The sequence below is a fragment of the Streptomyces sp. AJS327 genome (assembly GCF_013450295.1).
Taxonomy (GTDB): Bacteria; Actinomycetota; Actinomycetes; order Streptomycetales; family Streptomycetaceae; genus Streptomyces.
Map to the genome: position 1 here is coordinate 2,233,163 of NZ_SKBR01000001.1, position 25,273 is coordinate 2,258,435.

General features: G+C 75.7%; 17 protein-coding genes. 9 read left to right on the plus strand and 8 right to left on the minus strand.

Annotation, left to right across the window (positions count from 1 at the left end; genetic code table 11):
* Nucleotide 1 precedes the first annotated feature (1 nt).
* A complete protein-coding gene (gene fxsA / locus E0L36_RS08930) occupies nt 2-625 on the plus strand; it encodes an FxsA family membrane protein (protein WP_180928277.1) in 624 nt (207 codons plus the stop codon).
* A gap of 145 nt (nt 626-770) precedes the next feature.
* Here fxsA and E0L36_RS08935 read toward each other — a convergent pair whose 3' ends face one another.
* Nucleotides 771-1,157 (minus strand): RNA polymerase-binding protein RbpA, encoded by a 387-nt coding sequence (locus tag E0L36_RS08935; protein WP_180928278.1) that lies wholly within the window; start codon nt 1,155-1,157, stop codon nt 771-773.
* A gap of 614 nt (nt 1,158-1,771) precedes the next feature.
* Between E0L36_RS08935 and E0L36_RS08940 the strand changes: the two genes are divergently transcribed.
* Nucleotides 1,772-3,304 (plus strand): PLP-dependent aminotransferase family protein, encoded by a 1,533-nt coding sequence (locus tag E0L36_RS08940; RefSeq protein WP_180928279.1) that lies wholly within the window; start codon nt 1,772-1,774, stop codon nt 3,302-3,304.
* An 87-nt stretch (nt 3,305-3,391) separates the two neighbouring features.
* Here E0L36_RS08940 and E0L36_RS08945 read toward each other — a convergent pair whose 3' ends face one another.
* Both E0L36_RS08945 and E0L36_RS08950 read right to left on the minus strand, forming a co-directional pair.
* Complete coding sequence (locus E0L36_RS08945) at nt 3,392-5,011, minus strand: hypothetical protein (RefSeq protein ID WP_180928280.1); 1,620 nt, start codon at nt 5,009-5,011, stop codon at nt 3,392-3,394.
* 172 nt (nt 5,012-5,183) lie between these two features.
* On the minus strand, nt 5,184-5,378 hold the full coding sequence (locus E0L36_RS08950; protein WP_180928281.1) for a hypothetical protein: 195 nt from the start codon (nt 5,376-5,378) through the stop codon (nt 5,184-5,186).
* Nucleotides 5,379-6,230: 852 nt separating this feature from the next.
* On the opposite strand from E0L36_RS08950, the gene E0L36_RS08955 reads away from it, so the two are divergent.
* Nucleotides 6,231-7,046, plus strand: a complete 816-nt coding sequence (locus tag E0L36_RS08955) for a winged helix-turn-helix domain-containing protein (RefSeq protein ID WP_180928282.1) — start codon at nt 6,231-6,233, stop codon at nt 7,044-7,046.
* 273 nt (nt 7,047-7,319) lie between these two features.
* Nucleotides 7,320-8,852, plus strand: a complete 1,533-nt coding sequence (locus E0L36_RS08960; RefSeq protein WP_180928283.1) for an MFS transporter — start codon at nt 7,320-7,322, stop codon at nt 8,850-8,852.
* Here the strand turns inward: E0L36_RS08960 and E0L36_RS08965 are convergent.
* Both E0L36_RS08965 and E0L36_RS08970 read right to left on the minus strand, forming a co-directional pair.
* A complete protein-coding gene (locus tag E0L36_RS08965) occupies nt 8,814-10,847 on the minus strand; it encodes a GAF domain-containing protein (RefSeq protein ID WP_180928284.1) in 2,034 nt (677 codons plus the stop codon). The two genes, E0L36_RS08960 and E0L36_RS08965, sit on opposite strands and share 39 nt — an antisense overlap.
* Before the next feature lie 46 nt (nt 10,848-10,893).
* Nucleotides 10,894-11,724 (minus strand): 3-hydroxybutyrate dehydrogenase, encoded by an 831-nt coding sequence (locus E0L36_RS08970; RefSeq protein WP_180928285.1) that lies wholly within the window; start codon nt 11,722-11,724, stop codon nt 10,894-10,896.
* A gap of 147 nt (nt 11,725-11,871) precedes the next feature.
* On the opposite strand from E0L36_RS08970, the gene E0L36_RS08975 reads away from it, so the two are divergent.
* The 3 genes from E0L36_RS08975 (at nt 11,872) to E0L36_RS08985 (ending at nt 16,320) form a co-directional block, all read left to right on the plus strand.
* Nucleotides 11,872-12,996 carry a PHB depolymerase family esterase gene (locus E0L36_RS08975; RefSeq protein WP_180928286.1) on the plus strand — a complete coding sequence of 375 codons (1,125 nt, stop codon included), beginning with the start codon at nt 11,872-11,874 and terminating at the stop codon, nt 12,994-12,996.
* Between the two features lie 179 nt (nt 12,997-13,175).
* Nucleotides 13,176-15,449 (plus strand): serine/threonine-protein kinase, encoded by a 2,274-nt coding sequence (locus tag E0L36_RS08980; protein WP_180928287.1) that lies wholly within the window; start codon nt 13,176-13,178, stop codon nt 15,447-15,449.
* Between the two features lie 355 nt (nt 15,450-15,804).
* Nucleotides 15,805-16,320, plus strand: coding sequence for a VOC family protein (locus tag E0L36_RS08985; protein ID WP_180928288.1), 516 nt, complete (start codon nt 15,805-15,807; stop codon nt 16,318-16,320).
* Between the two features lie 34 nt (nt 16,321-16,354).
* Here the strand turns inward: E0L36_RS08985 and E0L36_RS08990 are convergent, their stop codons facing one another.
* Nucleotides 16,355-18,676: an ATP-binding domain-containing protein gene (locus tag E0L36_RS08990; RefSeq protein WP_180928289.1), complete on the minus strand. Its 2,322-nt coding sequence runs from the start codon at nt 18,674-18,676 to the stop codon at nt 16,355-16,357.
* 489 nt (nt 18,677-19,165) lie between these two features.
* Here E0L36_RS08990 and E0L36_RS08995 point away from each other — a divergent pair, with 489 nt between their 5' ends.
* Nucleotides 19,166-19,666 carry a hypothetical protein gene (locus E0L36_RS08995; RefSeq protein WP_180928290.1) on the plus strand — a complete coding sequence of 167 codons (501 nt, stop codon included), beginning with the start codon at nt 19,166-19,168 and terminating at the stop codon, nt 19,664-19,666.
* A 48-nt stretch (nt 19,667-19,714) separates the two neighbouring features.
* On the opposite strand, the gene E0L36_RS09000 is transcribed toward E0L36_RS08995, so the two are convergent.
* Nucleotides 19,715-21,895 (minus strand): N-acetylmuramoyl-L-alanine amidase, encoded by a 2,181-nt coding sequence (locus E0L36_RS09000; protein ID WP_180928291.1) that lies wholly within the window; start codon nt 21,893-21,895, stop codon nt 19,715-19,717.
* 267 nt (nt 21,896-22,162) lie between these two features.
* Nucleotides 22,163-23,320, minus strand: coding sequence for an aminoglycoside phosphotransferase family protein (locus tag E0L36_RS09005; RefSeq protein ID WP_180928292.1), 1,158 nt, complete (start codon nt 23,318-23,320; stop codon nt 22,163-22,165).
* 270 nt (nt 23,321-23,590) lie between these two features.
* Here E0L36_RS09005 and E0L36_RS09010 point away from each other — a divergent pair, with 270 nt between their 5' ends.
* A complete protein-coding gene (locus tag E0L36_RS09010; protein ID WP_308416675.1) occupies nt 23,591-25,138 on the plus strand; it encodes a hypothetical protein in 1,548 nt (515 codons plus the stop codon).
* Nucleotides 25,139-25,273 lie beyond the last annotated feature (135 nt).

Below are 25,273 nucleotides of genomic sequence, written 5' to 3' on the forward strand. Positions count from 1 at the left end.
CATGACGACGCGCGCACCGTACCCCCACGAGCCCCCGCCCCAGGGGCCGGGCCCGCACGGCGCCGGGCCCCGGCGCCCCCGTCGCAGGGGCACCCCGCTGCCCCTGGCCCTCGCGGCGTTCGCGGTGCTGGAGATCTGGCTGCTGGTGCTGCTCACAGAGGCCGCCGGCGGGCTGACGGTGCTGGCCGTCCTGGCCGGTGGCTTCCTGCTCGGCTCCGTGCTGATGAAGCGGGCCGGGCGGCGCGCCTGGCAGGAGCTGGCGGAGAGCCTCCAGCGCGCCCAGCGCCCCGGCGCCGAACCGCCCACCGAGCGGCGCTCCACCGGGGGCGGCAACGCGCTCGCCATGCTCGGCGGGCTGCTGCTGATGGTGCCGGGACTGCTGAGTGACGTCCTGGGGCTGCTCTGCGTCTTCCCGCCCACCGCCCGGCTGCTGCGCCGCTCCCTGCGGCGGTACGCCGAGCGCCGGGCCTTCCCGGCCGGTGGCCTCGGCGACGCCTACCAGCAGGCGCGGAGCACCCAGGAGCGGTACCGGATGTGGCGCCCGGACGGCAAGGTGGTCGAGGGCGAGGTCATCCGGGACGAGGAGCCCCCCTCCGGCGGCGACCAGCCGCCCTCGGGACGCTGACCGCCGCCCCGGGAGACCGGGAGACGGGAAGGACGAGACGCGGCGCCGGAGAAACGCCCCGGAAAATCGACGGAGTACGCCGGAGAAACGTGGGAGGCCCGGAACCGCTGAGCGGTTCCGGGCCTCCCACACGCCCACGGGGTGGTCAGGCGCTCTTGCGCTTGCCCGTGTTGTCATCCCGCGGATGGATGGCGATGTTCATCGTGCCGGAGCGGAGCACGGCCAGCCGCTCGGCCAGCACTTCCTCAAGCTCCTCGCGGGTGCGCCGCTCCATGAGCATGTCCCAGTGCGTACGCGCGGGCTTGCCCTTCTTCTCCTCAGGACCCTCGCCGTCGACAAGGAGTGCCTGCGCTCCGCACACCTTGCACTCCCACTCCGGCGGGACCTCAGCCTCTACCGAGAACGGCATCTCGAAACGATGGCCGTTCTGGCATGCGTACTCCACGGCCTGGCGCGGAGCCAGGTCGATACCGCGGTCGGTCTCGTAGCTGGTCACCACGAGTCGCGTGCCGCGCAGAGCTCGCTCACTCATGAATTCGTGCCTCCCGGGCTTGTCGCCCACAGGACAGGTGTCGCTGTCGTCGTCATCCGGTCAACGTCCGGTCGGCGGTGAAGATTCCCGTAGTGGGACATGCGTCGCCCGTCGTGCCGCCCCTTCTTCGTACCCACCGTTGACCGGTTTGTCACATGTGACAGGGGATGTCGCTCACGGTCCGCATCCCTCAGACACGCAGTAACGGTCCGCCCGGTGAGCCAGAGGCGTACACTACCGCCCCACCCTTCCCCAGGCTAAATCCAGCCTGGGTCCCCGGGGTGGGGAGAGGTCACGGCCTCCCCGCGCATCCGCCACGGCGCACGCGGCCGGTCCGCGCGCCCTCCCCGCCACCGCCGCCCGACGAGGTCATCGCCGCGCTCGCCGCCGGTCATCGCGCTCCCCCGCCCGCCGGTGGCGCCCCACTCCCCACGCTGGCTCCGCCCCCGGCCGGGTCGCCGCGCGGCACCAGCCCGGGAGGTCCGCTCCCGGGATCCGGACCCCTCCTGGTGCCGCTTCCGTCGAGCGTGGCACGCTGTGGCCGGGAACCCCGCCCTGTTCATGGCCAGTTTTACGGGCGGTTTCATGGCCAGTCACGGGAAGGTGGACCGAAGATGGCGCACTGGAACTCAGCCATCGGCGCGCCCCAGCTCGCCCGCCTCCTCGGCTCCCAGCAGCGCCCCCGCACCGTGGAAGGGGCCCGGGCGCCGGGCGCGCGCCCCCGTGCGGGACAGCGGACCCCGGCCTACCGGTCGCTCGCGGACGGCCTGCGGCTCCTCGTCCTGGAGGGCCGCATCCCCGTCGCCACCCGCCTCCCCGCCGAGCGGGAACTCGCCACCGCGCTCTCCGTCAGCCGGACCACCGTGGCCGCCGCCTTCGAGGCCCTGCGCGGGGACGGCTTCCTGGAGTCCCGCCGGGGCTCGGGGAGCTGGACCTCGGTGCCCGCCGGGAACCCGCTGCCCACCCGCGGGCTCGACCCCCTGCCGCCCGAGGCGTCCGGCAGCGTGATCGACCTCGGATGCGCCGCGCTGCCAGCCCCCGAACCGCACCTCAGCCACGCCTTCCGGGGCGCGCTCGACGACTTCCCGCCCTACGCGCACACGCACGGCGACTACCCGGCCGGACTGCCCGCGCTCCGCGAGATCCTCGCCGACCGCTACACCGCGCGCGGCGTCCCCACCATGCCCGAGCAGATCATGGTCACCACCGGCGCGATGGGGGCCGTCGCCGCGCTCGCCCGGCTGCTCACCGGACGCGGCGAACGCGTCGCCGTCGAGCACCCCTCGTACGCGAACATCCTCCAGCTGCTGCGTGACTCCGGCGCCCGGCTGGTCCCGGTGCCGATGGGGGAGGGGCTCTCCAGCTGGGACCTCGCGGCGTGGCGGCAGGTGCTGCGCGAGGCCGCCCCGCGAGCCGCCTACGTCGTCGCCGACTTCCACAACCCGACCGGGGCCCTGGCCGACGACGAGCGGCGCCGCGCCCTCACCTCCGCGGCCCGCTCCGCCGGAACCACCCTGATCGCGGACGAGACGATGGTGGACCTCGTCCTCGACGACCCGGGCTTCCCGTTGCCCCGGCCGGTCGCCGCCTTCGACTCGGGCGGCTCCACCGTCATCACCGTGGGCTCGGCCAGCAAGTCCGTCTGGGCGGGGCTGCGCATCGGCTGGGTGCGGGCGGCCCCGGAGGTCATCCGCGCGCTCGTCGCCGCCCGCGCCTACGCGGACCTCGGCACCCCGCTGCTCGAACAGCTCGCCCTCGCCCGCCTGATGGCCGGGGACGTCTGGGAGACCATGCTGGACGAGCGGCGCCGCCGCGCCCGCGAGAACCGGGACGCGCTGGTCGCCGCCCTCCGGGGGCACCTCCCGGAGTGGGAGTACGCCGTGCCGCACGGCGGGCTGACCCTCTGGGCCCGTACCGGCGGGCTCTCCGGTTCCCGGATCGCCGAGGCCGGGGAGCGGCTGGGCGTCCGCGTCCCGTCCGGACCGCGGTTCGGCATCGACGGCGCCTTCGAGGGGTACATCCGGCTGCCCTTCACGACCGCCGAGCCGGTCGCCCAGGAGGCGGCGGCCCGGCTGGCCACCGCCGCCGCCCAGGTGCGGGCCGGTTCCGGGGGCGCCGCCGAGATCCCCCGTTCGTACATCGCCTGAGCGGCCGCCTGCCTGAGTGGCCGCGCGCGGGGGAGGGGCGGGCTTCGGGGGCGGCGGACGCTCGCCGCTGCCGCCGCCCCGGTGTCGTCACCCCCTGCGGGGTGAGAAGACCGGTCCCGGGCCGGAGCCGGGGGCGGGGGACGGGTCGCTCCCGGCCGCCTCCGGCTCCGCCGTGCGCTCCGGCAACAGGGCCCGTACCGCCTCGCGTTCGGCGGTCGTGCCGGAGGTCTCGTCGAACGGGTCCGGGGTCGGCGGGACCTGGAGCCGCAGCACCGGGCCGGAACCCAGTCGCGCGAAACCGCGCCCGGCCGGTGCCTCCGGTCCCGGAAGCGTCGGCGGCGCCTCGCCGAGCACCTCGGCGGCCCGCTCCGGCGACACCGCGCCCAGCACCACCCTGGCCCGGGCGTGCGCCCAGAGCGCCCCGCCCGGCCCCCCGGCGTCCCCGACCCCCCGCACGCCGACGCCCCCGCCGAACCCACCGGAGTCGCCCAGCCCACCGGGCTCGACGGGCCCGCCCGCGCCGACGCCGTCCGTCCGGTCGATCCCCTCGAACTGCTCGGCCACGGCCACGGTGACGCCCGCCGCCCGGCCGTGCCGCAGCGGCAGCCGCAGCAGCTCGCGCGGATCGCGTCCGCCCTCCGCCTCCGCCAGCTGCCCCAGCATCGAGGGACGGTCCACCAGCAGCCACAGCGGACGCCGCACGTCCGGGGGGACCGGCAGCCCCGCCTGACGGGCCCGGCTCACCTCCCGCAGCCGACGCTCCGTCTCGTACCCCAGCCACTCCAGCGAGGCGGCCACCCCCGCCAGGGAGGACTCCACGGCGAGCACCCCCGGCCGCCCGGAGAGGAAGGCGAACTCGCCACCGCAGCCGTCCACGACCAGGACGTCCCCGCGCCGCATCGCCTGTGTCGCGATCGAGCGCAGCAGGGTGCTGGTGCCGCTGCCCGGCGGCCCCACCGCCAGCAGGTGCGCCGCCGTCGAGCGCGGTCCCGTCCGCCAGATCACCGGCGGCACCTCGTACAGCGTGTCGGCGCCGGTGACCCGCACCGGCATCCGGCGCCACACCGCGTCCGGATCGGTGAGGCCGAGCACCGTCTCGCCCGGGGCGGTCACGAAGGGCTGCGCGCCGACGGTCGTGGGCAGCGGGCGCAGCGCCCGCATCGTCAGCCGGTTGCGCTCCTCGTCCCAGTCGAAGCGGTACTCGCGGGACCGGCCGCACTTCGCCACCAGCAGCCGTTCCACGCGCAGCCGTTCGGCGGGCTCGCCGTCCCGGAAAGAGGCGGGATAGCGCAGCAACAGCCGGGCGATCCGGCCCTCGGCGGTGAGGCTGGCGTCCTCCACGGCCCGCCGCCACGCGCCCCCGGCGGCGTAGAGCGGGTGCGGGCCCGGTTCGCCGGTCCGCGCGAAGTACGGGACGAGCGCCTCGTACACCGCCTGGAGCCGGGCCTCCCCGGCCGCATCGGGGCCCGCCTCGGCCTCCCGGTGCCCGGTCCCGCGCGCGCACCAGGCGGCGGCCGCGAGCAGTGCCACCGCCAGCAGCGCCGGTCCGTAGGGCAGCAGGCCGGTCAGCAGCAGGCAGACCGAGGCCAGGCCCAGGGTGGGTCCGCGCCGCTCACGCGGGGTCCGCGACCACCAGTTCCGCCCCGCCCGGCAGAGTCCGCCCAGTCCGCGCGCCAGGAACAGCAGCGGATGGAGGACGTCCAGCACGCCGTCGGTACCCGCGCGCAGGGCGCGCCGCCACCGCCGAGGAGGGTCCGCCGCCGCGCCGCCCGTCCCGGGTTTCCGTGCCCACCGGCCCACTGCCACTCCTCGGTTGTCGGCGGTCGTCAGCGGTTGTCAGGCCATCCCGGTGGTCCGGCGGGCGGGGCCGCCGGACCGGTCAGAGCTGGAGGCCGCCCAGCAGGCTGGCCAGGCTCTCGCTGCCCGCCCGGATGCCCGGGGCGACGGCGGTACCGGCGAGGAAGAAGCCGAACAGCCCGCAGACCAGGGCGTGCGAGAGCTTGAGGCCGTCCTTGCGGAAGAAGAGGAAGACGATCAGGCCGAGCAGGACGACGCCTGAGACGGAGAGGACCACCGGGCACTCCTGATGTTGGGGACGTTCACCATGAGCTACTCCAACTTCACCGCATGTGTCGGAAGGATGAAACTGGCGAACGGGTTGTTTTCCGCCCATCGGACGAGCAAGGTCAGCCGCCGGTGTCCGGGAGCCGACCGTCCGGACCGGTGGGTGGCGGGCGGCGGTACGGAGACGGGGTCCGGCCCGGGGGCTCCGGGGTCCGGGTGGGGACGCCGTCCCGGTGACGGGGGAGACGCCGCGCGGACCGGTGGGCGGTTCACCGGGGGTGCGCGGGGAGCGGGGCGCCCCCCGGGGCCGGTGACGGTCGGTGACGGTGCCGCGCGTGGCCGCGCCGTGCGCGCCCGTCCTCCCGGGGTGGGCGCTGGGTTCCGTGGGCTGGCGCGCGGCGGTGACGGGGTCGGCCGGTGCGGACGGGAGAAGGCGCGGCGCGGGTCAACCGGCGGGCGGGTGGGGGTGGTTGGGGGAGGCCGGGTCGTGTAGGCCGCCGTAGGGCGGCGTGTCGGTCGAGTGCCGGGGGCGTCATGTCGTCGCGCTGGCGGAGGTGTTGGGGCCCGGTGGGTGTCGCGGGGGTGCGGAGGAGGGGGCGGCCCGCCGGGGAGGACGTCGTGGGCTCCCGCTTCCGGATGAACTCCCCGTCCCCGGCGACTCGATGGGAGGCGGGAACGCCATGGTCGCGGTGGGCGGTTCGCCGGTGGTGGGGCCCCGGCGAGCGTGCGGCCCGCGCGTGCCGAACGGAACCGCCCGCCGTGTGCGGGCGGTTGACGGCCGGGTGTCGTCCCGGGGCGGCGGCTCGTTGCTCGGGGAGGCGCCGTCCGCAGCGGTGCCGGACGCGGCGCTGAGGAGCGGGCGGTGGCGAGCGGGGCGATGGTGGCGGAGAGCGGGGTGGCCCTCCGGGCGCGCGCGGTGACGGGCCTGACGGCCGGGCGTGAACCGGAGGTGCTGGCAGGGGAGTTGGGGGTGCCGCCGGAGCTGGTCGCGGGCTGGTGGGAGGAGTGGGAACGACGTGCCGAGGTGCGCCGCCCGAGCGGTTCCGGAGCGCACCGGCAGGGTTCGGCGCAGTTGCTGTCCGGGGATGAACAGGCCGCCGTGCGACGGGTGTTGGCGCACCACGCCCCGGGCGACTTCGGCTGGCGGGGTGCGCTGTGGACGCGGGACCTGGTGACCGAACTGCTGGCGGGGCTCTGCTCGGTACGGCTGACCCCGCAGACCGTCGGCCGGTACCTGAGCCGCTGGGGTGTGCGGGGTGAGCGTCCCGACCTCGCGCCCTCGGCCGCGGCGGGTGACCAACTGGCCCGCTGGCGGGAGCTGGTGTGGCCCTCGATTCGTGCCACGGCCGCGGCGCAGGGCGCCTCGGTGCTGTTCCTCCGGGTGACGCCGGTGCTCCCGGAGGCCGGGGCGGCCCGGGGGGACCGTCCGGGGTGCGCGTTGTCCGTGCTGAACCCGGTGGGCACGATGTGGTTCGCCGCGTACGAGCACCGCTTCTCCGGGCTGGTCTGGACGGATTTCGCGGGCCGTCTGACGGCGGAGTTCAGCCTCGGGGCCCATGTGGTGGCCGCCCAGAGCGGGGTGTACGGCTCCAAGCGGACGCGGGCCTGGCTGGTGCGGAACGCCGACCGCCTCACCGTTCACTACCTGCCGGACGGCGGCGCGGCGCGCCGTCGCTGACCGCTCCCGGGCACCGGCGTCCGGGCCTCGGGCGGGGCCACCGTCCGCTGGCGTCGCGTCGGCGAAGGGTGGTTGGCGGCCGGCGCGGTGGGGGCGGCGTACGGGGCGCTCCCCGGTCCGTGGCCGCGTGGGGGCCGCGGGCATATGTCCCCGGTGAACTGTGGTGTCCCGGCACATGGGAGCCCGACCCGCGCGTTCCTACCGTGTGGCGGCAGTCAACCGGCCGGCCACCCCTGGCCGCCCGTATCGCCCACCGGCCCGGAAGTGGTGACCATGGCCGCCTCTACAGGCGCTTCCCCAACCCCCAGATCGCTCAAGCGAGTTGTCGCCGCGAGCGTCATCGGCACCACCGTCGAGTGGTACGACTTCTTCCTGTACGGCTCGGCCGCCGCGCTCGTCTTCGACAAGCTGTTCTTTCCCGACTCCGACCCGCTCGTCGGTACCCTCCTCGCCTTCCTCACCTACGCCGTCGGGTTCGCCGCCCGGCCCATCGGCGCCCTCGTCTTCGGGCACTACGGTGACCGCCTCGGCCGGAAGCGGCTGCTGGTGCTCAGCCTGCTGCTGATGGGCGGCGCCACCTTCGCGATCGGGCTACTGCCCACGCACGCCACCGTCGGCGGGTTCGCGCCCGTCCTGCTGACCATGCTGCGCCTGGTACAGGGCTTCGCGCTCGGTGGCGAGTGGGGCGGCGCGGTGCTGCTGGTGTCCGAGCACGGGGACGCGCGGCGCCGCGGCTTCTGGGCGTCCTGGCCCCAGACCGGCGCGCCCGCTGGGCAGTTGCTGGCCACGGCGGTCCTGGCGGTACTCACCGCGGTGCTCTCCGACGCGGCCTTCGAGAGCTGGGGATGGCGCGTTCCGTTCCTGCTGTCCGGCGTCCTCGTCGGGCTCGGACTGTGGGTCCGGCTGGCCGTCGACGAATCCCCGGTGTTCAAGGAGGCGCTGGCCAGGGCGGAACGCGAACGCGCCGCCGAGACCGGGCGGTCCGCCGCCGAGGCCGCGAGGGCCCAGGACACAACCCAGGGCCCGACCCGGAACTCGGCCGGGAGCCCGCGGAGCGCCGAGCGTACCCCGCTGATCGCGGTGATGCGGGAGCACTGGCGGGACGTGCTGGTGGCCATGGGCGCGCGGATGGCCGAGAACATCAGCTTCTACGTGCTCACCGCCTTCATCCTGGTCTACGTCACCGACCATCTGGACCTGTCCCAGCAGACCGCGCTGAACGCCGTACTCATCGCCTCCGCCGTGCACTTCGCGGTGATCCCGCTCTGGGGAGCCCTCTCCGACCGGCTCGGGCGGCGTCCGGTCTACCTGATCGGCACCGTCGGCGTCGCGCTGTGGATCTTCCCGTTCTTCGCGTTGCTCGACACCGGGGACTTCGGCTCGATGGTGCTCGCCGTCACCGTCGGGCTGACGCTGCACGGCGCGATGTACGCCCCGCAGGCCGCGTTCTTCGCGGAGCTGTTCGCCACCCGGATGCGGTACTCGGGCGCCTCCATCGGCGCCCAGTTCTCCTCGCTCGCCGCCGGGGCCCCGGCGCCGATGATCGCCACGGCGCTGCTGGCCGACTTCGGGCACTCCGCGCCCATCGCGCTCTACGTGATCGGCGCGGCGGTGCTCACCGCGGTCGCGCTGGCCTTCGCCCAGGAGACCAGGAGCCGGGACCTGTCCAGCGTCGGTGAGTCCCGGAACGGCACGGGGTCCGCGAACACCGGGCCGGATACGGCGAGTTCGGGAGAGGAGGAGCCGGGCGCGGAGCGGCTGGGGGACTCAGCCGTCGATCGCCCCGGCCAGTCGGTGCAGCCGTAGCGCGAGGTGGATCTCCAGCGCGCGCCCCGGCGACTGCCAGTCGTCGCCCAGCAGCCGGGCCACCCGGTCCAGCCGCTGGGCGACGGTGTTCACATGGACGTGCAACTCGTCCTTGGCGCGCGCCGGGCTCATCCCGCAGCCGAAGTAGGCCACCAGCGTTGCGACCAGGTCCGTGCCGCGCCGCGCGTCGTAGTCGAGCACCGGGCCGAGCGTGCGGCGGACGAAGCCGCGCACATCACGGGCGTCGGCCAGCAGCGTCCCCAGGAACCCGAAGTCCCCGGCCGCGGCGCCCTCCCCGGCCCGGCCGAGCAGCCGCAGGGCCTCCGCGCACCGCTGGGCCTCCGCGTACGCCGCGGCCACCGTGCCCGGGTCGGTGGCCGGGGCGCGGGCCGGGACGGCGGCGCCGACGGTCACCGCCGCGCCCACCGCCGCCCCGAGTTGCGCGGCCACCTCCCGCGCCGCCGCGGAGACGGCGGCGTCCGCGTCCGGCGTCCCGCCCGGCCCCGCCGCCGTCCGGGGTGCCGAGGAGGCGGGCAGCGGCAGCAGCAGCACCGTGCCGCCGTCCCTGATAGCCGCCAAGCCGTGCCGCACCGCCGCCAGATGAGCTGCGGCAGCCCCCAACCGGCGACGCCCGGCGGTCAGTTCGGGGTCCGGATCGGCAATCCGTGGTGCGGCGCCAGGAGTTGGGCGCCGTGCCGTCCCGCCGTCCGGCGCCCGGGACGGCGTCTCCTCGCCGGCGGTGGTGTCCAGCCGGGCGCTGAGTACCAGGTGCGCGGCGTCCAGGTCCGCGCCGAGCCGGGTGGCCCGGTCGCGGAGCAGCCCGGGGTCGCGGGTGGCCGAGTCCAGCAGGTCGTCGAGGAGTTCGCCGCGTACCCGGTGCTCGGCCTCGGCGGCGGAGCGGCGGGCGAGCAGGAGCAGCGAGGTGACCATCGCGGCGCGCTCGAAGGTGCGCTGATCAACCGGGGCGAGCCGGGGCTGGCCGCGCAGGATCAGGGCGCCCAGCAGTTCGCCGCCGGCCGCCACGGCCGTCACCCAGCCGTCCCCCTCGTCCACCGCGTGCCCCCCGGCGCGGGAGCGCTCGACCGCCGCGCGGGAGAGGGCGGTGCCGATGCGCTCCGGGGCGACGTACTCCACCCGGCCGCCCAGCACCTGCCCCACGGCCGCCGCCAGATCCCCCACCTCCCCGCCGCGCAGGACGAGTTCGGCGAGCCGGTCGTGGATCTCCCCGGCGCGCTCGATGGCCTCGTGGGCGGACTCCAGTCCGGCCAGCGCCTCGCGGGTGCCCGTCAGGAGCCGGGCGTTGTCGATGGCGATGGCGGCGTGCGCGGCGAACGAGCCCAGCAGCGCGATCTGTTCGCGTTCGAAGACCCGGGCCCGGCGGTCGGCCGCGTACAGCACCCCGATGACGTCCCGGCCGCCCAGCAGCAGCGGCACTCCGAGGATGGCCACCAGGCCCTCGTCGCCGACGGCGGTGTCGATGGCACGGGTGTGCTGGAACCGGGCGTCCTCGGGGTAGTCGTCGGTCACGTAGGGGCGGGCCGTCTGGGCGACCAGGCCGCCGAGCCCCTCCCCGAAGCCCAGCCGGAGCTGCTGGAACCGCGCCGACACCGACCCCTCGGTCACCCGCATGTAGGTGTCGCCGCGCTCGGGGTCGGTGAGGGTCATGTAGGCGACCTCGGTGCCGAGCAGCGAGCGGGCGCGCTGCACGATGGCCTGGAGCACGGCGTCCAGGTCGCGCAGCCCGGCCAGGTCGTGCACCGTCTCGATGAGCGCGGTGAGTTCGGTCTCCCGCCGCCGTCGTCCCTCCAACTCCGCGCGGACGCGCAGGGCTTGGGTGCGCTGCCGGGTGAGCGCCGCCAGTTCCCCGGGTGGCGCGCCCGCGGCGCGCGCCTCGGCCAGCGGGCGTTCGTACTCCTCGGGCGGGGCGCCGTGGGCGAGGAGGTCGAGGTAGACGCCGCCGAGGGCGGCGGGGGACGGGGTGTGGGGCTGCCGCATGGCACCTGCTTACCCGCTGGTCACACGGGTGGGAAGGGGCGGGTCCTCACCGGGCGGTCCAGGCGCCGTCCAGGGTCAGGGTGGTGCCGGTGACGAACGCCGCCCCGGGGGAGCAGAGATACGCCACCGCCTCGGCGACCTCGGCGGGCTCCAGTAGCCGCTTCAGCGCGGAGCCGGTCAGCAGGACCTCGCGGACCACCCGCTCGGGCGGGATGCCGTGGGCCGCCGCCTGGTCGGCGATCTGCCGTTCCACCAGCGGGGTACGCACATAGGCGGGGCTGACGCAGTTCGAGGTCACCCCGTGCTCGGCGCCCTCCAGGGCGATCACTTTGGACAGCCCCTCCAGCCCGTGCTTGGCGGAGACGTAGGCGGCCTTGTAGGGCGAGGCGCGCAGCCCGTGCACCGAGGAGACGTGCACCACCCGCCCCCAGCCCCGCCGGTACATGTGCGGGAGCGCCCCGCGGGTCAGCCGGAACGGGGCCTCCAGCATCAGCGTCAGCATCGCCCGGAAGGCGTCCGGCGGGAACTCCTCGACGGGCCGGACCAGTTGGGTGCCCGCCGCGTTGACGAGCAGGTCCGCTCCGGCCGCGGCCCGCTCGGCGGCGTCCAGCCCCGCCGGGTCGGTCAGATCGAGGACCAGCGGGCGGAGCGCGCCCTCCCCGGCGGCGGCCGCGTCGAGGCCGTCCGGGTCCCGGTCGACGGCGAGGACGGTGGCCCCGGCGGCGGCCAGCCGCCGTGCGCAGGCCAGGCCGATACCGCTCGCGGCACCGGTGACCAGGGCCGTACGGGCGGAGAGGTCGAGGGCGACGGAGTGCGGGACACCGGCCGGAGCCGGGGCGGGCGCGTCGTCGGACGGTGGCGAGGCTGGCGTGCTCATGGCGTCACGCTAGGCAGCGCCCGGCAACCGCCCGATAGGGCCCGCGGCCACTCTTGTCCCCGCACGGGTGGCGGCGGACCACATCCCCCCGCTCGCCGTCCGGTTCTACGGTGCGTCCCGTCGCACCGACCCCTGGAAGGAGCACCCATGTCAGACGCGTACCGGCCGCGCCGCGGCACAGCGCGCGCCCCGGACCCACCGCGGCGTGGCCGCGCCCCCCTGCTGCTCGGGGTGGCCCTGGCGGTCTGCTTACCGTGGCTCTCGTCCGCCTCGGCCCAGGCCGACCCGGGCGGCGCCACCCCCGTCGAGCGGGCCGTCACCCCCACCGAACGGGCTGAGGCGCCCGGTGAACCCGCCGGGGCGTCCCCGCGGGCCGGGCGGGGCGCGGCCTCGGCGGAGCTGGAGCCGGTCCCGGACTTCGGCGCCAACCCCGGCGCCCTGTCGATGTTCCGCTACGTGCCCGACGGGCTGCCGTCCGGCAGCCCGGTCGTGGTCGTGCTGCACGGCTGCACCCAGGACGCGGCCACCTACGTCGACGGCGCCGGATGGCGGGAGTTCGCGGACGAGTACGGCTTCGCCGTCGTCGCGCCGCAGCAGGAGACCGCCAACAACGCCAACCGCTGCTTCAACTGGTTCGAGCGCGCTGACACCGCCCGGGACAGCGGGGAGGCCGCGTCCATCCGGCGGATGGTGGAGCACACGGTGGGCGCCCTGGACGCCGACCCCGGCCGGGTCTTCGTGACCGGACTGTCCGCCGGAGGCGGCATGACCTCCTCGCTCCTCGCCGCCTACCCCGACGCCTTCGCCGGCGGGGCGGTCATCGCGGGCATCCCGCACGGCTGCGCGAGCAGCCTGCCCGAGGCCTTCGGCTGTATGAACCCGGGCGTCACCCGCACCCCCGCCCAGTGGGGCGACCTGGTGCGGTCGGCCCATCCGGACCACGAGGGCGACCGCCCGAAGGTCGCGGTGTGGCACGGCACCGCCGACACCACCGTCCACCCGCGGAACGCCACCGAGTCGGTCAAGCAGTGGACCGACGTCCTGGGCGCCGACCAGACCCCGGACGCGGAGGAGCAACTCCCGGACGGCACCACGCGATCCGAGCACACCGACGGGAGCGGAGAGGTGGTGGTCCGCGAGTACGTGGTGCCGGACATGGGCCACGGCACCCCCGTCCGTCCCTCCGAGGGCTGCGGCCGGGCAGGCGCCCACTTCCTCGACACCCTCTGCTCCACCCGGCACATCACCGGGGACTGGGGGCTGTCCGGCTGACCCACGGCCCCGAAACCCCCCACGCACCCCGAGCCCCCGGAGCGCCACCGTGGCCGCTCCGGGGGCGAACGCCGCGCGAAGCCGCCGCCACGCACGGCATACACACACGGCGCGGAGGACGTCATACTGAGCGGAGGGGGAGCGCACCACGAGCGATTCGACGGGGGCGACGGCACGCGATGGCGGACACCACACTGATCCAGGGCCGTTACCGACTGCTTGAGCTGATCGGGCGCGGCGGCATGGGAGAGGTGTGGCGCGCGGTCGACGAGTCCCTCCACCGGCGGGTCGCCGTCAAGTGCCTCAAGCCCCTCGACCCGGGCGGGGACCGGGCGTTCACGCAGGTCCTGCGGGAGCGCTTCCGCCGCGAGGCGCGGGTGGCGGCGGCCCTCCAGCACCGCGGGGTGACGGTGGTGCACGACTTCGGTGAACAGGACGGCCTGCTCTACCTGGTGATGGAGCTGCTGGACGGCGACAACCTCAGCCAGTTACTGGAGCGCAACGCGAACCGGCCGCTCGACGTGCCGGACGTGCTGGAGGTGGCCGAGCAGATATCCGCCGCCCTCGCCTACACCCACGACCAGGGCATCGTGCACCGGGACCTGAAGCCCGCCAACGTGATGCGCACCCGGGACGGCACCGTCAAGATCTGCGACTTCGGCATCGCCCGCCTCGGCCACGACATCGGCTTCACCTCCAAACTCACCAGCACCGGCGTGGCGATGGGCACCCCGCACTACATGTCGCCCGAGCAGATCGCGGGCCGCGCCGTCGACCACCGCAGCGACCTCTACTCCCTCGGCTGCGTGCTGTACGAGATCGTCACCGGCACCCCGCCCTTCGACCGGGGCGACCCCTGGGCGGTGCTGCTCGGCCACCGGGACACCCCGCCCGAACCCCCGCGCACCCACCGTCCGGACCTTCCCGAACCGCTGGAGCGGGTCATCCTCCAGCTGCTCGCCAAGGATCCGGCGGCCCGTCCGGACAGTGCCGCCGACCTCGGCCGCGACCTGGCCGAGGCGCGCGAGGCCCCCAGCCCCGGCGGCGGGCTGGCCCGGCCCGCTCGGCCCCGCCCAACGGGCTGGACGCGCGGTGGGTCGCGTGGCGAGAGCGCCGCCTCCCGGTCGAGCGGGGCCTGGCCGGTCAGCACCGCCACCCCGCCCGGTCAGCCGCCCGGCGGCACCGACGCCGACCGGTGGACCACCGAGGTGCCCGGACCGGGGGAGCCACCGCTGGTGCCGCTGCCCCGCAAGCCCACCGCGCCACCCGGGTCAGCCCCCGGGGCGGAGGAGCCCGCGGGGCCCTCCCCGAACCTGCTGGCGACCCTGGCCAGCAGGCACAACACCGGTCTGCACCTGGGCCGTCTGGGCCGCTGGGAGGAGGCCTGCGAGGTGCACCGCTCGGTCGCGGCCGAACGCGAGGCGCTGCTCGGCGAGAACCACCCCGCCACCCTCGCCAGCCGCTACGAGGTCGGCTTCACCCTCAGCAGGCTGGGACGGCACGCCGAGGCGCTGGAGGAGTACCGGCGGGTGGCCACCGGCCGCTCGGCGCTGCTCGGCCCGGACCACTCCGACACCCTCGCCGCGCGGCAGGAGTCCGCCTACGTACTCGGCCAGCTCGGACGGCACGAGGAGGCGCACCTGGTGTACACCGGGGTGCTCGCCGCCCGGGAGAACACCATGGGGGCCGACCACCCGGACACCCTCCGCTGCCGCCACAACCTCGCCTTCAACCTGAGCAGGCTGGGCCGTCTGGAGGACTCCTACCGGATGGCGCGTGAGGTGGCCGTCGCGCGGACCCGGGTGCTGGGCGCCGAGCACCAGGACACCCTCGTCACCCGGTACGAGGTCGCGTACGCGCTCGGCCGCCTGGGGCGCTGGGCGGAGGCGCTGGAGACCTACGCGGCGGTCGCCGAGTCCCGGGCCCGCACCCTCGGCCCGGAGCACCCCGACACCCTCGCCGCCCGCTACGAGACGGGCATCAGCCTGGGGCGTCTGGGGCGCAGCGCGGAGGCCCTGGAGCTGTACGCCGACCTGGTCGCCGCCCGCACCCGGGCGCAGGGCCCGGCCGACCCGGAGACGCTGCGCGCCCGGCACGGACTCGGCGTCAACCTGGGCCGCCTCGGCCGCTGGGAGGAGGCGCTGGCCGAGGCGCGCGAGGTCTGCGCCATCCGTGAGCGGACGCTCGGCCCCGACCACCCGGACACCCTGGTCAGCCGCCGGGAGGTGGCCGTCGGCCTGGGCTGGCTCAGCCGCTGGGCCGAGGCGCTGGACGAGTACCGGCTGGTGGCCGCCGTCCGGGAACGCGTGCTGGGCCCGGACCACCCGCACGCGCTGACCAGCCGGAACGACGAGGCGCACTGCCTGGAGCAGCTGGGCCGCAGCGCCGAGGCCGTCGAGCTGTACCGGCAGGTCGCCACGCGCCGTCAGCAGCGTGCCTCCAGCGCGGGCTGAGCCCGCCCCGTCCGCTGACCGGGCCAGCTCCGCCGTGCCCGCGGTGCGTGGCCCGGCGGGCTCGGTGGCCGGAGGGCGGAGTCCGAGCGGGTTCCAGCGGGTCGAGCGGCGTACCGCACGATCCCGGCGGGTTTCGCGGACGCCCCGGTGTGACCTCGTCCCGTCCGGTCACCCGGAGGGCGAGGGCGGGCCCCGCCGCCCCGCACCGCGTACCCCGCGCACGCCGACGGTGGGCGAGCGGGGCGCGCGGCGCGCCCGGCGCACGCGGAGAGCGAAGCCGAGCGTGGTGCGGCTACCGAAGAGGACGGCGGGGGTGGATAGTTGAAGTTGTAACCACGCCCGAGGAGGAACGGCCATGGCTGAGCCCACCGAAGCCGAACTGAAGACCCTGCGCGCCCGGCGTGAGCAGCTGCGGGAGCGCTATCTGGCCTCCGCGTCCGAACGCCCCGGGAGCACCGCGCGCGGAGTGCACCACGTCGCGTTCATCTGCCGGGACGTGGAGGAGACCATCCGCTTCTACCAGGAGTTCCTCGGCTTCCCCCTGGTGGAGATCGTCGAGAACCGGGACTACCCCGGATCGACCCATTTCTTCTTCGACATCGGCAACCACAACCTGCTGGGCTTCTTCGACTTCCCCGGCCACCCGCACCCCGAGTTCACCGAGACCGTCGGCGGGGTGCAGCACCTCGCGCTCTCCGTCGGCGAGGAGCAGCACAGCGCGGCGCGCGCCGCGCTGGACCGGGCGGGCGTGCCCTACGCGGGGCCGGACCGTGGGGCCGAGGAGAGCCTCTACCTCCAGGACCCCAACGGCGTGCCCATCGAGCTGTACCGCGAGCGGCTCGGCGTTTTCAACGGCTGCCGCATCCTCTGACGCCTCCGCCCCGGGCCCGCGTCCGGGGGTGAACTCAGGGGCGGGAGTGGGGAGTCCGGCCACGGCCGGGCCCCCGCCTCCCGGCCGCCGGCGGCCGCAGGGCCCGGGGCGGCTCGCCCTCGTACACCACCGTCAGCCGATGCGTCACGCGGGTGAGCGCCACGTACAGATCCCGGCCGCCACGCGGGGAGGCGCCCTGGATACCCGCCGGGTCGACCACCACCACCCGGTCGAACTCCAGCCCCTTGGACTGCCGCACGGTCAGCACCGACAGCGGAGCCTCCAGCACCGCCGCGCCCCCGCCCAGCGCCGCCCCGGGAAGCGCGTCCGCGACCGCCGCCAGCAGCCGCTCCGGGGCGATCACCGCGGCCCGCCCGCCGCCCGACTCCTCCAGCGCGGCGAGGTCGTCCGCCGCCGCCCGGGCCGCCCCGGCCACCAGCCCGCCGCCTGGCACCCGCACCCTCCTCGGCGTCACCCCCGAGGTCCGGACCGACTCCGGAGCCTCCAACTCCGGGGCGACCTCCGCCAGCACCGCCGCGGCCGGTTCCATCACCTCCGACGGGGTGCGGTAGTTGACCGTCAGCCGCTCCGTCCGCCAGCGGTCCCCGAGGTACGGACGCAGCACCTCCGCCCAGGAGTCCGCCCCCGCCGCCCCACTGGTCTGCGCGAGATCCCCGACGATCGTCATCGAACGGCTGGGCACCCGGCGCATCACCATCCGCCAGGCCATCGGCGAGAGTTCCTGCGCCTCGTCCACGATCACGTGCCCGTACACCCAGCTCCGGTCGGCCGCCGCCCGCTCGGCGGTGTCCCGTTCCGGCCCGGTCCCCAGGTAGCGGTCCGCGAGGACCTCCGCGTCCAGCGTCCCCTCCAGCCCGGCGCCGCGCAGCGCCTCCCGCGCGTACCGCTCCTCCTCCCGCCGCTCCTCGGCCGCGGCCCGGGCGTGCGCGCGGGCCAACGCGCCGTCCTCACCGAGCAGTTCGGCCGCCTCGTCCAGGAGCGGGACGTCACCGACCGTCCACGGGGCGTCCGGGGAGCGGAGCAGCGCGGCGCGTTCCCGCGCGTCCAGCAGCGACTCGGCCGCCGCCCGCAGGGTGCCGGCTTCCTGGAGCAGCGCGGCGACGGTCTCGCACGGGTCGAGGGACGGCCAGAGCGTACCCAGGGTCCGGCGCACCGTGGGCTGTCGCCACAACTCGCCCGGTCCGTACCGCAGTTCGGCCGCGTCGAGCGGCAGGTCGAGCGCCGCCGCCTGGACCCGGACGAGAGCGTCCAGCATCCGCCGCAGGAAGTGCCCCCGCGCGGCGTTGTGCGGCAGGCCCAGGTCGCGCGCCGCCTCGCGCGCCCGCACGCATGCGGCGTGCGGCAACCGCAGCGTCAACTCCTCGCCGTGCCGGGCACCTTCGACAGTCACCAGCAGGTCGCCCGGGGGCGTGCGCTGCCGCTGCCGTACGGCCCTGGCCAGTACCTCCACCATCCGCGGATCCCCCTTGACGACGGCGGTGGCCGGGGGGTCCTCGGCTTCGGCCCGGAGGCCGGGGAAGAGGCCCCCGAGGGGACGGAGGACCACGTCGCTCTCCCCGAGCCCGGGCAGTACCTCGCCGACGTACCGCAGGAAGACCGGGTTCGGGCCGATGATCAGCACACCCCGGCGGGCCAGCGTCTCCCGGTGGGTGTAGAGCAGATAGGCGGCCCGGTGCAGCGCCGCGACCGTCTTCCCCGTGCCGGGGCCGCCCTGCACCACCAGCGCCCCGTGGGGTCCCGAGCGGATCACCCGGTCCTGTTCGGTCTGGATGGTGGCCACCACGTCCGTCATCCGACCGGTCCGCCCCCGGCGCAGGCTCGCCAGCAGCGCGGCCTCCCCCACGAGTCCCCGGCGGTCCTCCTCGTCCAGCCCGTCCGGCGCGAACACCTCGTCGTCCACGCCGGTGAGCTGCCGCCCGGCGGAGTGCAGGTGCCGCCGCCGGGCCAGGCCGGAGGGGGCGCCGGGGGTGGCCGCGTAGAACGGCCGGGCGGCCGGGGCCCGCCAGTCGACGAGCAGGGGTTCGTGGGCGGCGTCGCGCAGGCCGATCCGGCCGACGTAGTGGCACTCGCCGTCCGTGGTGTCGATCCGGCCGAAACACAGGCCGCTGTCCACCGAGTTCAGGGTGAGCAGCCGTCGCGCCCGCTCGGTGGTGGCCGCGTCGCGCTCGGCGAGGGCCTGTGGGGTGCCCGCGTCGGCGCCGTGCCGCCGGACGTGCGCCAACTCCGCCTCGGCGGCCGCGCGTTCTTCGTCGAGCCGGAGGTAGAGGCCGTCCACGTACCGTTGCTCGGCGCGCAGGGCGGCGGTCAGCGCCGCACTCACTTGACGTGTCTCCATGGTCTTCGCTACAATCCTCAACGGAAGTACTGTGACGGTTAGTTGAGACTTCTGAGCCGTCGAGCGTAGCAGCTCCGGCCCACCGTCACCTCGTCCCGTCCGTCACCATCACGGTCACCGTCACCGTGCCCGGCCTCCGGACTCCAGCGTTCCGTTCCACCGGCCGTCTCTGGCCGTGTCTGCCTCTGCCCGTCTCTGTCTGCTGCCCCTGCCCGTCCGGGGACGGCCGCAGCCTGCGACGGTGGGCTCGTCGGTTCCTGCTGGGGGCGCCGTGTCCCGGGCCTCTCCCGTCACCGTCCGTGCCATCCCCGGGTCTCGGCGCCGTCCCGTCTCGGGGTGGACCCCCGCGGGCGTTCCGGGGGGTGTCCGGCCCGTGCGCTGGGGCGCGTTCCCGGAGGGGCGGTCCACCGGTGGCGGGGGCGAGGCGGGACGGCTTCGGGTGGACGGTCCCCGCGTCGCGGGCGTCAACGGGGCACGTACCATGGCCCCATGTCCTTCCTCCGCCGCCGTAGCCACGCCGTGCCCGCGGGTCCGGACTTCGACGTCCTGGCCATGGACCCCTCCGACTGGCCCGGCAACCTCGGTGCGGGTCTGCTACCCGGAGACGACGGCTCCTGCCAGGGCGTCTTCCTGAGGTACGACCTCTTCGGCGGACGGGGCCCCGCGATGATCATCGGTAACCTGCCGGAGGGTTCCCCGGTGCGCGAGGTCCCCGAGGGACAGGTGCCCTTCGAGGTGACGCAGCTGCTGGAGGCCCTGGAGAACGACGAGTCGGTCGAGGTCGTCAGCGTCGAGGACGACCCGGTGATGCACGAGGACAACCTCCTCATCGTCCGCCGCATCACCTGCACGGAGGACCGCATCTCCTGCGTCCAGTTCGACCGCAGCGACGGTGTCCTGGTCACCATCGCCAGCTGGGACCGGCCGATCACCAACGATCTCTACGCGCTGCTGAAGCCGCTGCCCGCCGAGATGTTCCAGCAGCGCTGACCCCTCCCGGGGACCTCAGCGGACCGCGCCCCGCCCGGTCGCCGGGCGTTACGGCGCGCTGGACGCGGCACCGTCCAGCAGCCGCACGTCGTCCGCCCGCACGTAGGCGAGCCGGTGCCCCAGCTGGATCCGGTGGTACCGCACACCGCCCCGCACCACCGTGAAGCGCTTGGCGGACGGGTCGAAACCGTCGGCGCGCAGGTAGACGCTCTCCTCCGACCGGCTCGCCGCGTACCGCTGCCCGGCCTCCATCCGGTACGGGAGCGGGGAGAGCGGCTGAGCCGGGACGCCCTTCGGATACGCCGACGCCTCCGGGTACGCCCGCCCGTAGACCGGCACCGAGGTCTTTCCCGGTCGCGGCGTCACCAGCGGTCCCCGGGCGGGTACCGCGGTGGGACGGTTCGCGGGGTTGTGGAACCAGGCCCTCCTGCCCAGGTACCAGACGGCGCTCCACTCACCCCGCCGGCCGGCCACCGCGAACCGCTGGCCGGTCGAGGCGCGGGCGCCGGTGTCGTTGACGCCGTCGCCGGAGGGCTCGCCGCCCGGGCGCAGCCCGGTGTCCGGCACCAGCGGCGCGTCGGGCTCCGGCGCCACGCGCAGCCGTACCGCGCCGGAGCCGTGCGGGGAGCAGCGGGCCCGCTCCCCACCACAACCGGTGTAGCGCGGCCGGTGGTTGGGGTAGTCGGGAAGGATCGTGAGCTGCCCGGCCCGCCCGGCGTCCGCTCCGCTCGCCGCCGCGAACGGGGCGCCGAGCAGCCGGAAGTAGTGCCGCCAGTCCCAGAACGGGCCGGGGTCGGTGTGCATCCCCTTGATGGTCCCGGTGGTCGCCCCCGGCACGTTGTCGTGCCCGATGATGTGCTGCCGGTCCAGCGGGATCCGGTAGGTGGCGGCCAGGTGCCGCACCAGCCGGGCCGAGGTGCGGTAGGCGGTCTCCGTGTACCAGGCGTCCGGGTCGGCCAGGAAGCCCTCGTGCTCCAGGCCGATCGAGCGCGTGTTGACGTCCCAGTTGCCGGAGTGCCAGGCGACGTCCCGGGTCCGGACGTGCTGGCCGATCCGGCCGTCCGCCGAGCGGAGCGTGTAGTGCCAGGAGACGTAGGCCGGGTCCTTGACCATCCGCACCGCGCTGTCGTACGTGCCCTCCACGTCGTGCACCACGATGGTGTCGATCCGCGGGGAGCGGGGCCTGCGGGTCCGGTCGTGGTTGCCGTAGTCCTCGGCACCGTCCTTGCCGCGGTAGGTGCGGTAGGGCGCCGGATCCCACACACAGCCCAGATCGGCGGGGCAGTCCGTCGTCGGGGCGGGCGGCGCCGCGCCCGCCCGGGGCTCCGGCTCCGGCCGCGCCCCGGGGGTGGCGGGCAGTGCCACCGGCTGGCCGGTGTCGGTCACCCGCCGCTCACCGGTGCGCAGCACGTCGAAGACCTCGCGGGCGAAGGCCGCGCCGGTGGCTTCCCGTTCCCCGCCCTCCGAGCCCTGTGCGCCCTCCGTGCCCTCGGCTTTCCGTGCGTCCTCCGTGCCTCCGGCCCGCTTCGCGTCCTCCGCCGCGCCCGCGAGCCGTCCACCGCTGGGGAACGCCGCCACCGCCGCCCGCCAGTCCGAGGGGTCGTCGCTCAACGGGCGGCCCAGCCGCCGCTGCGCGTCGGCCAGCAGCGCGGCACCGCCCCGCAGGTTCGCGGCGGTGGAGGTGCGCAGCTCAGCCGCGGACAGCCCGGTCAGCTCCGCGGCGCGCTCCAGCGTCCGCAACTCGGCCGGGACGGGACCGGAACCGGCCCGGGGGGCGGGAGCCGGACGCTCGACCCGTTCCCCACCGCCGTCCTTGCCGCCGTGCCGGAGGGGCGCCGCCTCCGTCTCCGTTCCGCCACCCCGGGACGAGGGGGCGGGCCGGGCCGACCTCGCCAGGGCGGCACGGGCGTCCGTCAGGTGCATCGGACCGTAGCCGCCGGACACACTGGGCGCACCGCCGTGGGTGTCCCAGCGGGACTGGAGGTAGCCGACGGCCAGCAGCAGGCGCGGCGGCACCCGGTGCCGCTCAGCCGCCTCGGCGAACTGCCGCTGGAGACCGTCGCGTGCGGGGGCGGCCGCGCCGCCCGGCCCCGGCTCGGCCGGCGCGGCCGCCAGCAGCGGCAGACTCAGCGCGGCGGCGGTGAGGGCGGTCCCCGCCGCCCGGACGGTGGCCCGGCGGGAGCGCCGCGCGGGGGCCGGAACGGGGGGCTCGGAGTCGGGAGTGGACAACGGTGGCCTCCTCGGGCGGGCGTCAGCGCGGGACCGTGCGACGTCCGCATGTGTCCCGCGCCTCACACCCCGCCAATCACCGCCGACCGTCGGTGACCGTCGCGCGGCACGCCCCCGGGCCTGGGCGACCCGGCGCCTCGGCCGCGCACCGGCCCCACGGCTCCCGCCTGATCGGCCGACGCCCGGGCGGGGCGGAACCCGGCCGGGTGGCGCGCGCTCCCGCCACCCCGGCCGCGTCGGGCCCCCGGTCGAGTCGCAGGGGAGGGCTCAGCGCGTGCCCACGGAGGCGCGGACCGCGTTGCGGGCCAGCGCGCAGTCCTCCTGCAACCGGCGGAGCAGTAACCGCTGTTCCTCCCCGGCGGAGAGGGCGGGACCCCCGGCGCCGGGCGCCGGGGCCGGTCCGCGCGGGGGCGCGTTCATGGCCCGCCGCACCGCGCTCTCACGGTGCCGGATCTCCCGGGTCAGCACCAGCATCAGGTTGAGCAGGAAGGCGTCCCGCGCCGCCGGCCCGCCGGACTGCGCGAGCTGACTGATCCGCCGACGGGCCCGGGGGGCCTCGCCCAGCGCCGTCCACAGGGTGGCCAGGTCGTACCCCGGGAGGTACCAGCCGGCGTTCTCCCAGTCGACCAGCGCCGGACCGCTCGGGCCCAGCAGCATGTTGGTGAGCAGGGCGTCGCCGTGGCAGAACTGCCAGGGGGCGCTGCGCCCGGGGCTCGCCTGCGCGATGCCGCGCAGCAGGGTCTGGAGTTCGCCCATGTCCCGGTCGGTCAGCAGCCCCAGTTCGTGGTGGCGGTTGAGCCGGGCCGGATAGTCGATCGGCCGCCCGAAGGCGGCGGGCTCGGGCCGCCAGAGGTTCACCAGACGGCAGGCGTCCAGCACCGCGCGCAGCCCCGCCTCCTCCGGAGCCTCGAAGGGACGGCGCCGGGTGGCGGCGACCCGCCCCGGAAGCCGCTCGATGACCAGGGAGTGCGCCGCCGCGTCAGCCGCGATCAGCCGGGGGACGCGGACCGGGGGACGCCCCAGCGCGAAAGCGTGGTAGACCGCTATCTCCCGCTCGAACCGCTCCGTGGGGTCGGGGGAGTGGTCGAGCAGGTGCTTGGCGATGACCGGCACCCGGCCCGCCGTTCCCGCCAGCAGCATCGTGCGCCCGCGCCGCCGCAGCACCCGCACCGGGTGGAACTCCGGGCAGGCCCGGCGGACACTGGCGACGGCCGCCCGCACCTGGGCGTCCTGCGCGCTCGCGAGATCCGGCTCCGTCCGTAGCAGGGGGGTGGCGCCGGGGTGGGCGCGCCGCCGCCGTGCCGGACCGCCACCGCGTGGACCACCGGGGAGCAGCGGTGCCGTGGTCCGGGCCCCGCCCCCGCCGTACGGAGGGGAGCCGAGAGTCCGGGACGGTGCGGAGACGGGCGACGTTGCTGGGTACATGGGCGAGCCGGATCCCTTCGTACGCCGACGGGTGGGTACGCCCCCGGCTCGGTCGGTGACCTCGCACCCTGGGGAGTGCGGTCCGCTCCGGCGCTCCCGCCCGCCGAGGCGGCCGGAAGCCCGGGGCGCCGGGCCGGGTGGCGCGTTCCTACGGCACACCGGTGCGCGGGTGGCACACCATGTGGCGGACCCTGGCGAACCCTGGCGAATGCTCGCCGCGCCCCTGAGCCGGGGTTACTGTCAACTCAGCCGAGATCCTGGGGGCTTGACGTGACCAAGGGACCCAACACCCGCCTGGCCGACCTCTTCGGTCTCGCGGGCTGGTCCAAGGGCGAGCTGGCGCGGCTCGTCAACCGGCAGGCGGCTGTCATGGGGCATCCGCAGCTGGCGACCGACACCTCGCGGGTGCGCCGGTGGATCGACGTGGGGGAGACCCCGCGCGACCCCGTACCGCAGGTGCTGGCCGCCTTGTTCACCGAGCGTCTCGGCCGTGTCGTGACCATCGAGGACCTCGGGCTCGGCCCGTCGGGGTGCGCGGGGAAGCGGCAGACCCAGGACGGTCTGCCGTGGCCACCCGGCCGGACCGCCGCGGTCCTCACCGAATTCACGGGAATGGACCTCATGCTCAACCGACGCGGCGTGGTGGGCGCGGGTGCCGCGCTCACCGCGGGAACGGCACTCAGCGGAGCGATGTACGACTGGCTGCGGACGGACCCCCCGGCTCCGTTCGCCGAGGACACGCTCGGCACCGGCAACCCACTCCACGCGGACCAGGCCGCCCTCGACCGGTACGAGGCGGCACCGGTGGGGACCGAGGAGATCGAGGCCCTGGAGCGCTCCGTCGAGGTCTTCAGAGCCTGGGACGCGGCGCGCGGCGGCGGGCTCCAACGCAAGGCCGTCGTGGGCCAGTTGAACGAGGTGGGCGGCATGCTCGCCTACCAGCACCCGGAGTCGCTGCAACGGCGGCTCTGGGGCGTGGCGGCGAACCTCGCGGTGCTCGCCGGGTGGATGTCGCACGACGTCGGCCTGGAACCCACCGCGCAGAAGTACTTCGTGATCGCGGCGCACGCCGCCCGGGAGGGGCGGGACCGGCCCCGGGCCGGGGAGGCCCTCTCCCGCGCGGCCCGCCAGATGGTGCACCTCGGCCGTCCGGACGACGCGCTGGATCTCATGAAGCTGGCCCAGTCCGGCTCGGGGGACGAGACGCTGCCACGCACCCGCGCCATGCTGCGCACCATCGAGGCCTGGGCCCACGCCTCCATGGGCCGGGGGCAGGCGACCCGGCGGACCCTCGGGCAGGCGGAGGAGCTGTTCGCCGCGGACCGGGGAGACGTCCCCCCGCCCAGCTGGATGCAGATGTTCGACGAGGCGGACCTGCACGGGATGCAGGCACTGGCCTTCCGCACCCTCGCCGAACACGACGCCTCCGCGGCCTCGTTGGCGGAGCGGCACGCCAAGGAGGCGCTGCGGCTCCGCGAGGGGGGCCACCAGCGCTCGCAGATCTTCGACTACATCTCCCTGGCCTCCGCCTGCCTCCTGGCGGACGATCCCGAACAGGCCGACAGCTACGCCCGGTTGGCGCTGGTCTCCATCCGGGAGAACTCCTCGCACCGCACCTGGGACCGGCTGCGGGAGATGTACCGGCTCACCAGCCGCTACACCGGGTACGGGAAGATCGAGAGTCTGCGTGAGGAACTGGAGCGGGCGATACCGAAGAAGAACGCCTCACCCCGGTCTTCCGGCTCCCCCGGACAGCGGGGTGGCAGGCGGGACCCCGGGCACGGAGGGCCGCGCTCGGCGGGGGCGATGGCGATGTGACCGGACCGCGCGCCCCGGGCCCCGCCGGTCACCGCCGGACGTGAACTCCCGCGTGTCCGGGCCGAACCCCGGCCGGTCCGGGTCCCCGTGACGGGCCCCTGGCTCCGTGCGGGGACGGCCCGGGCGTCTGGGACG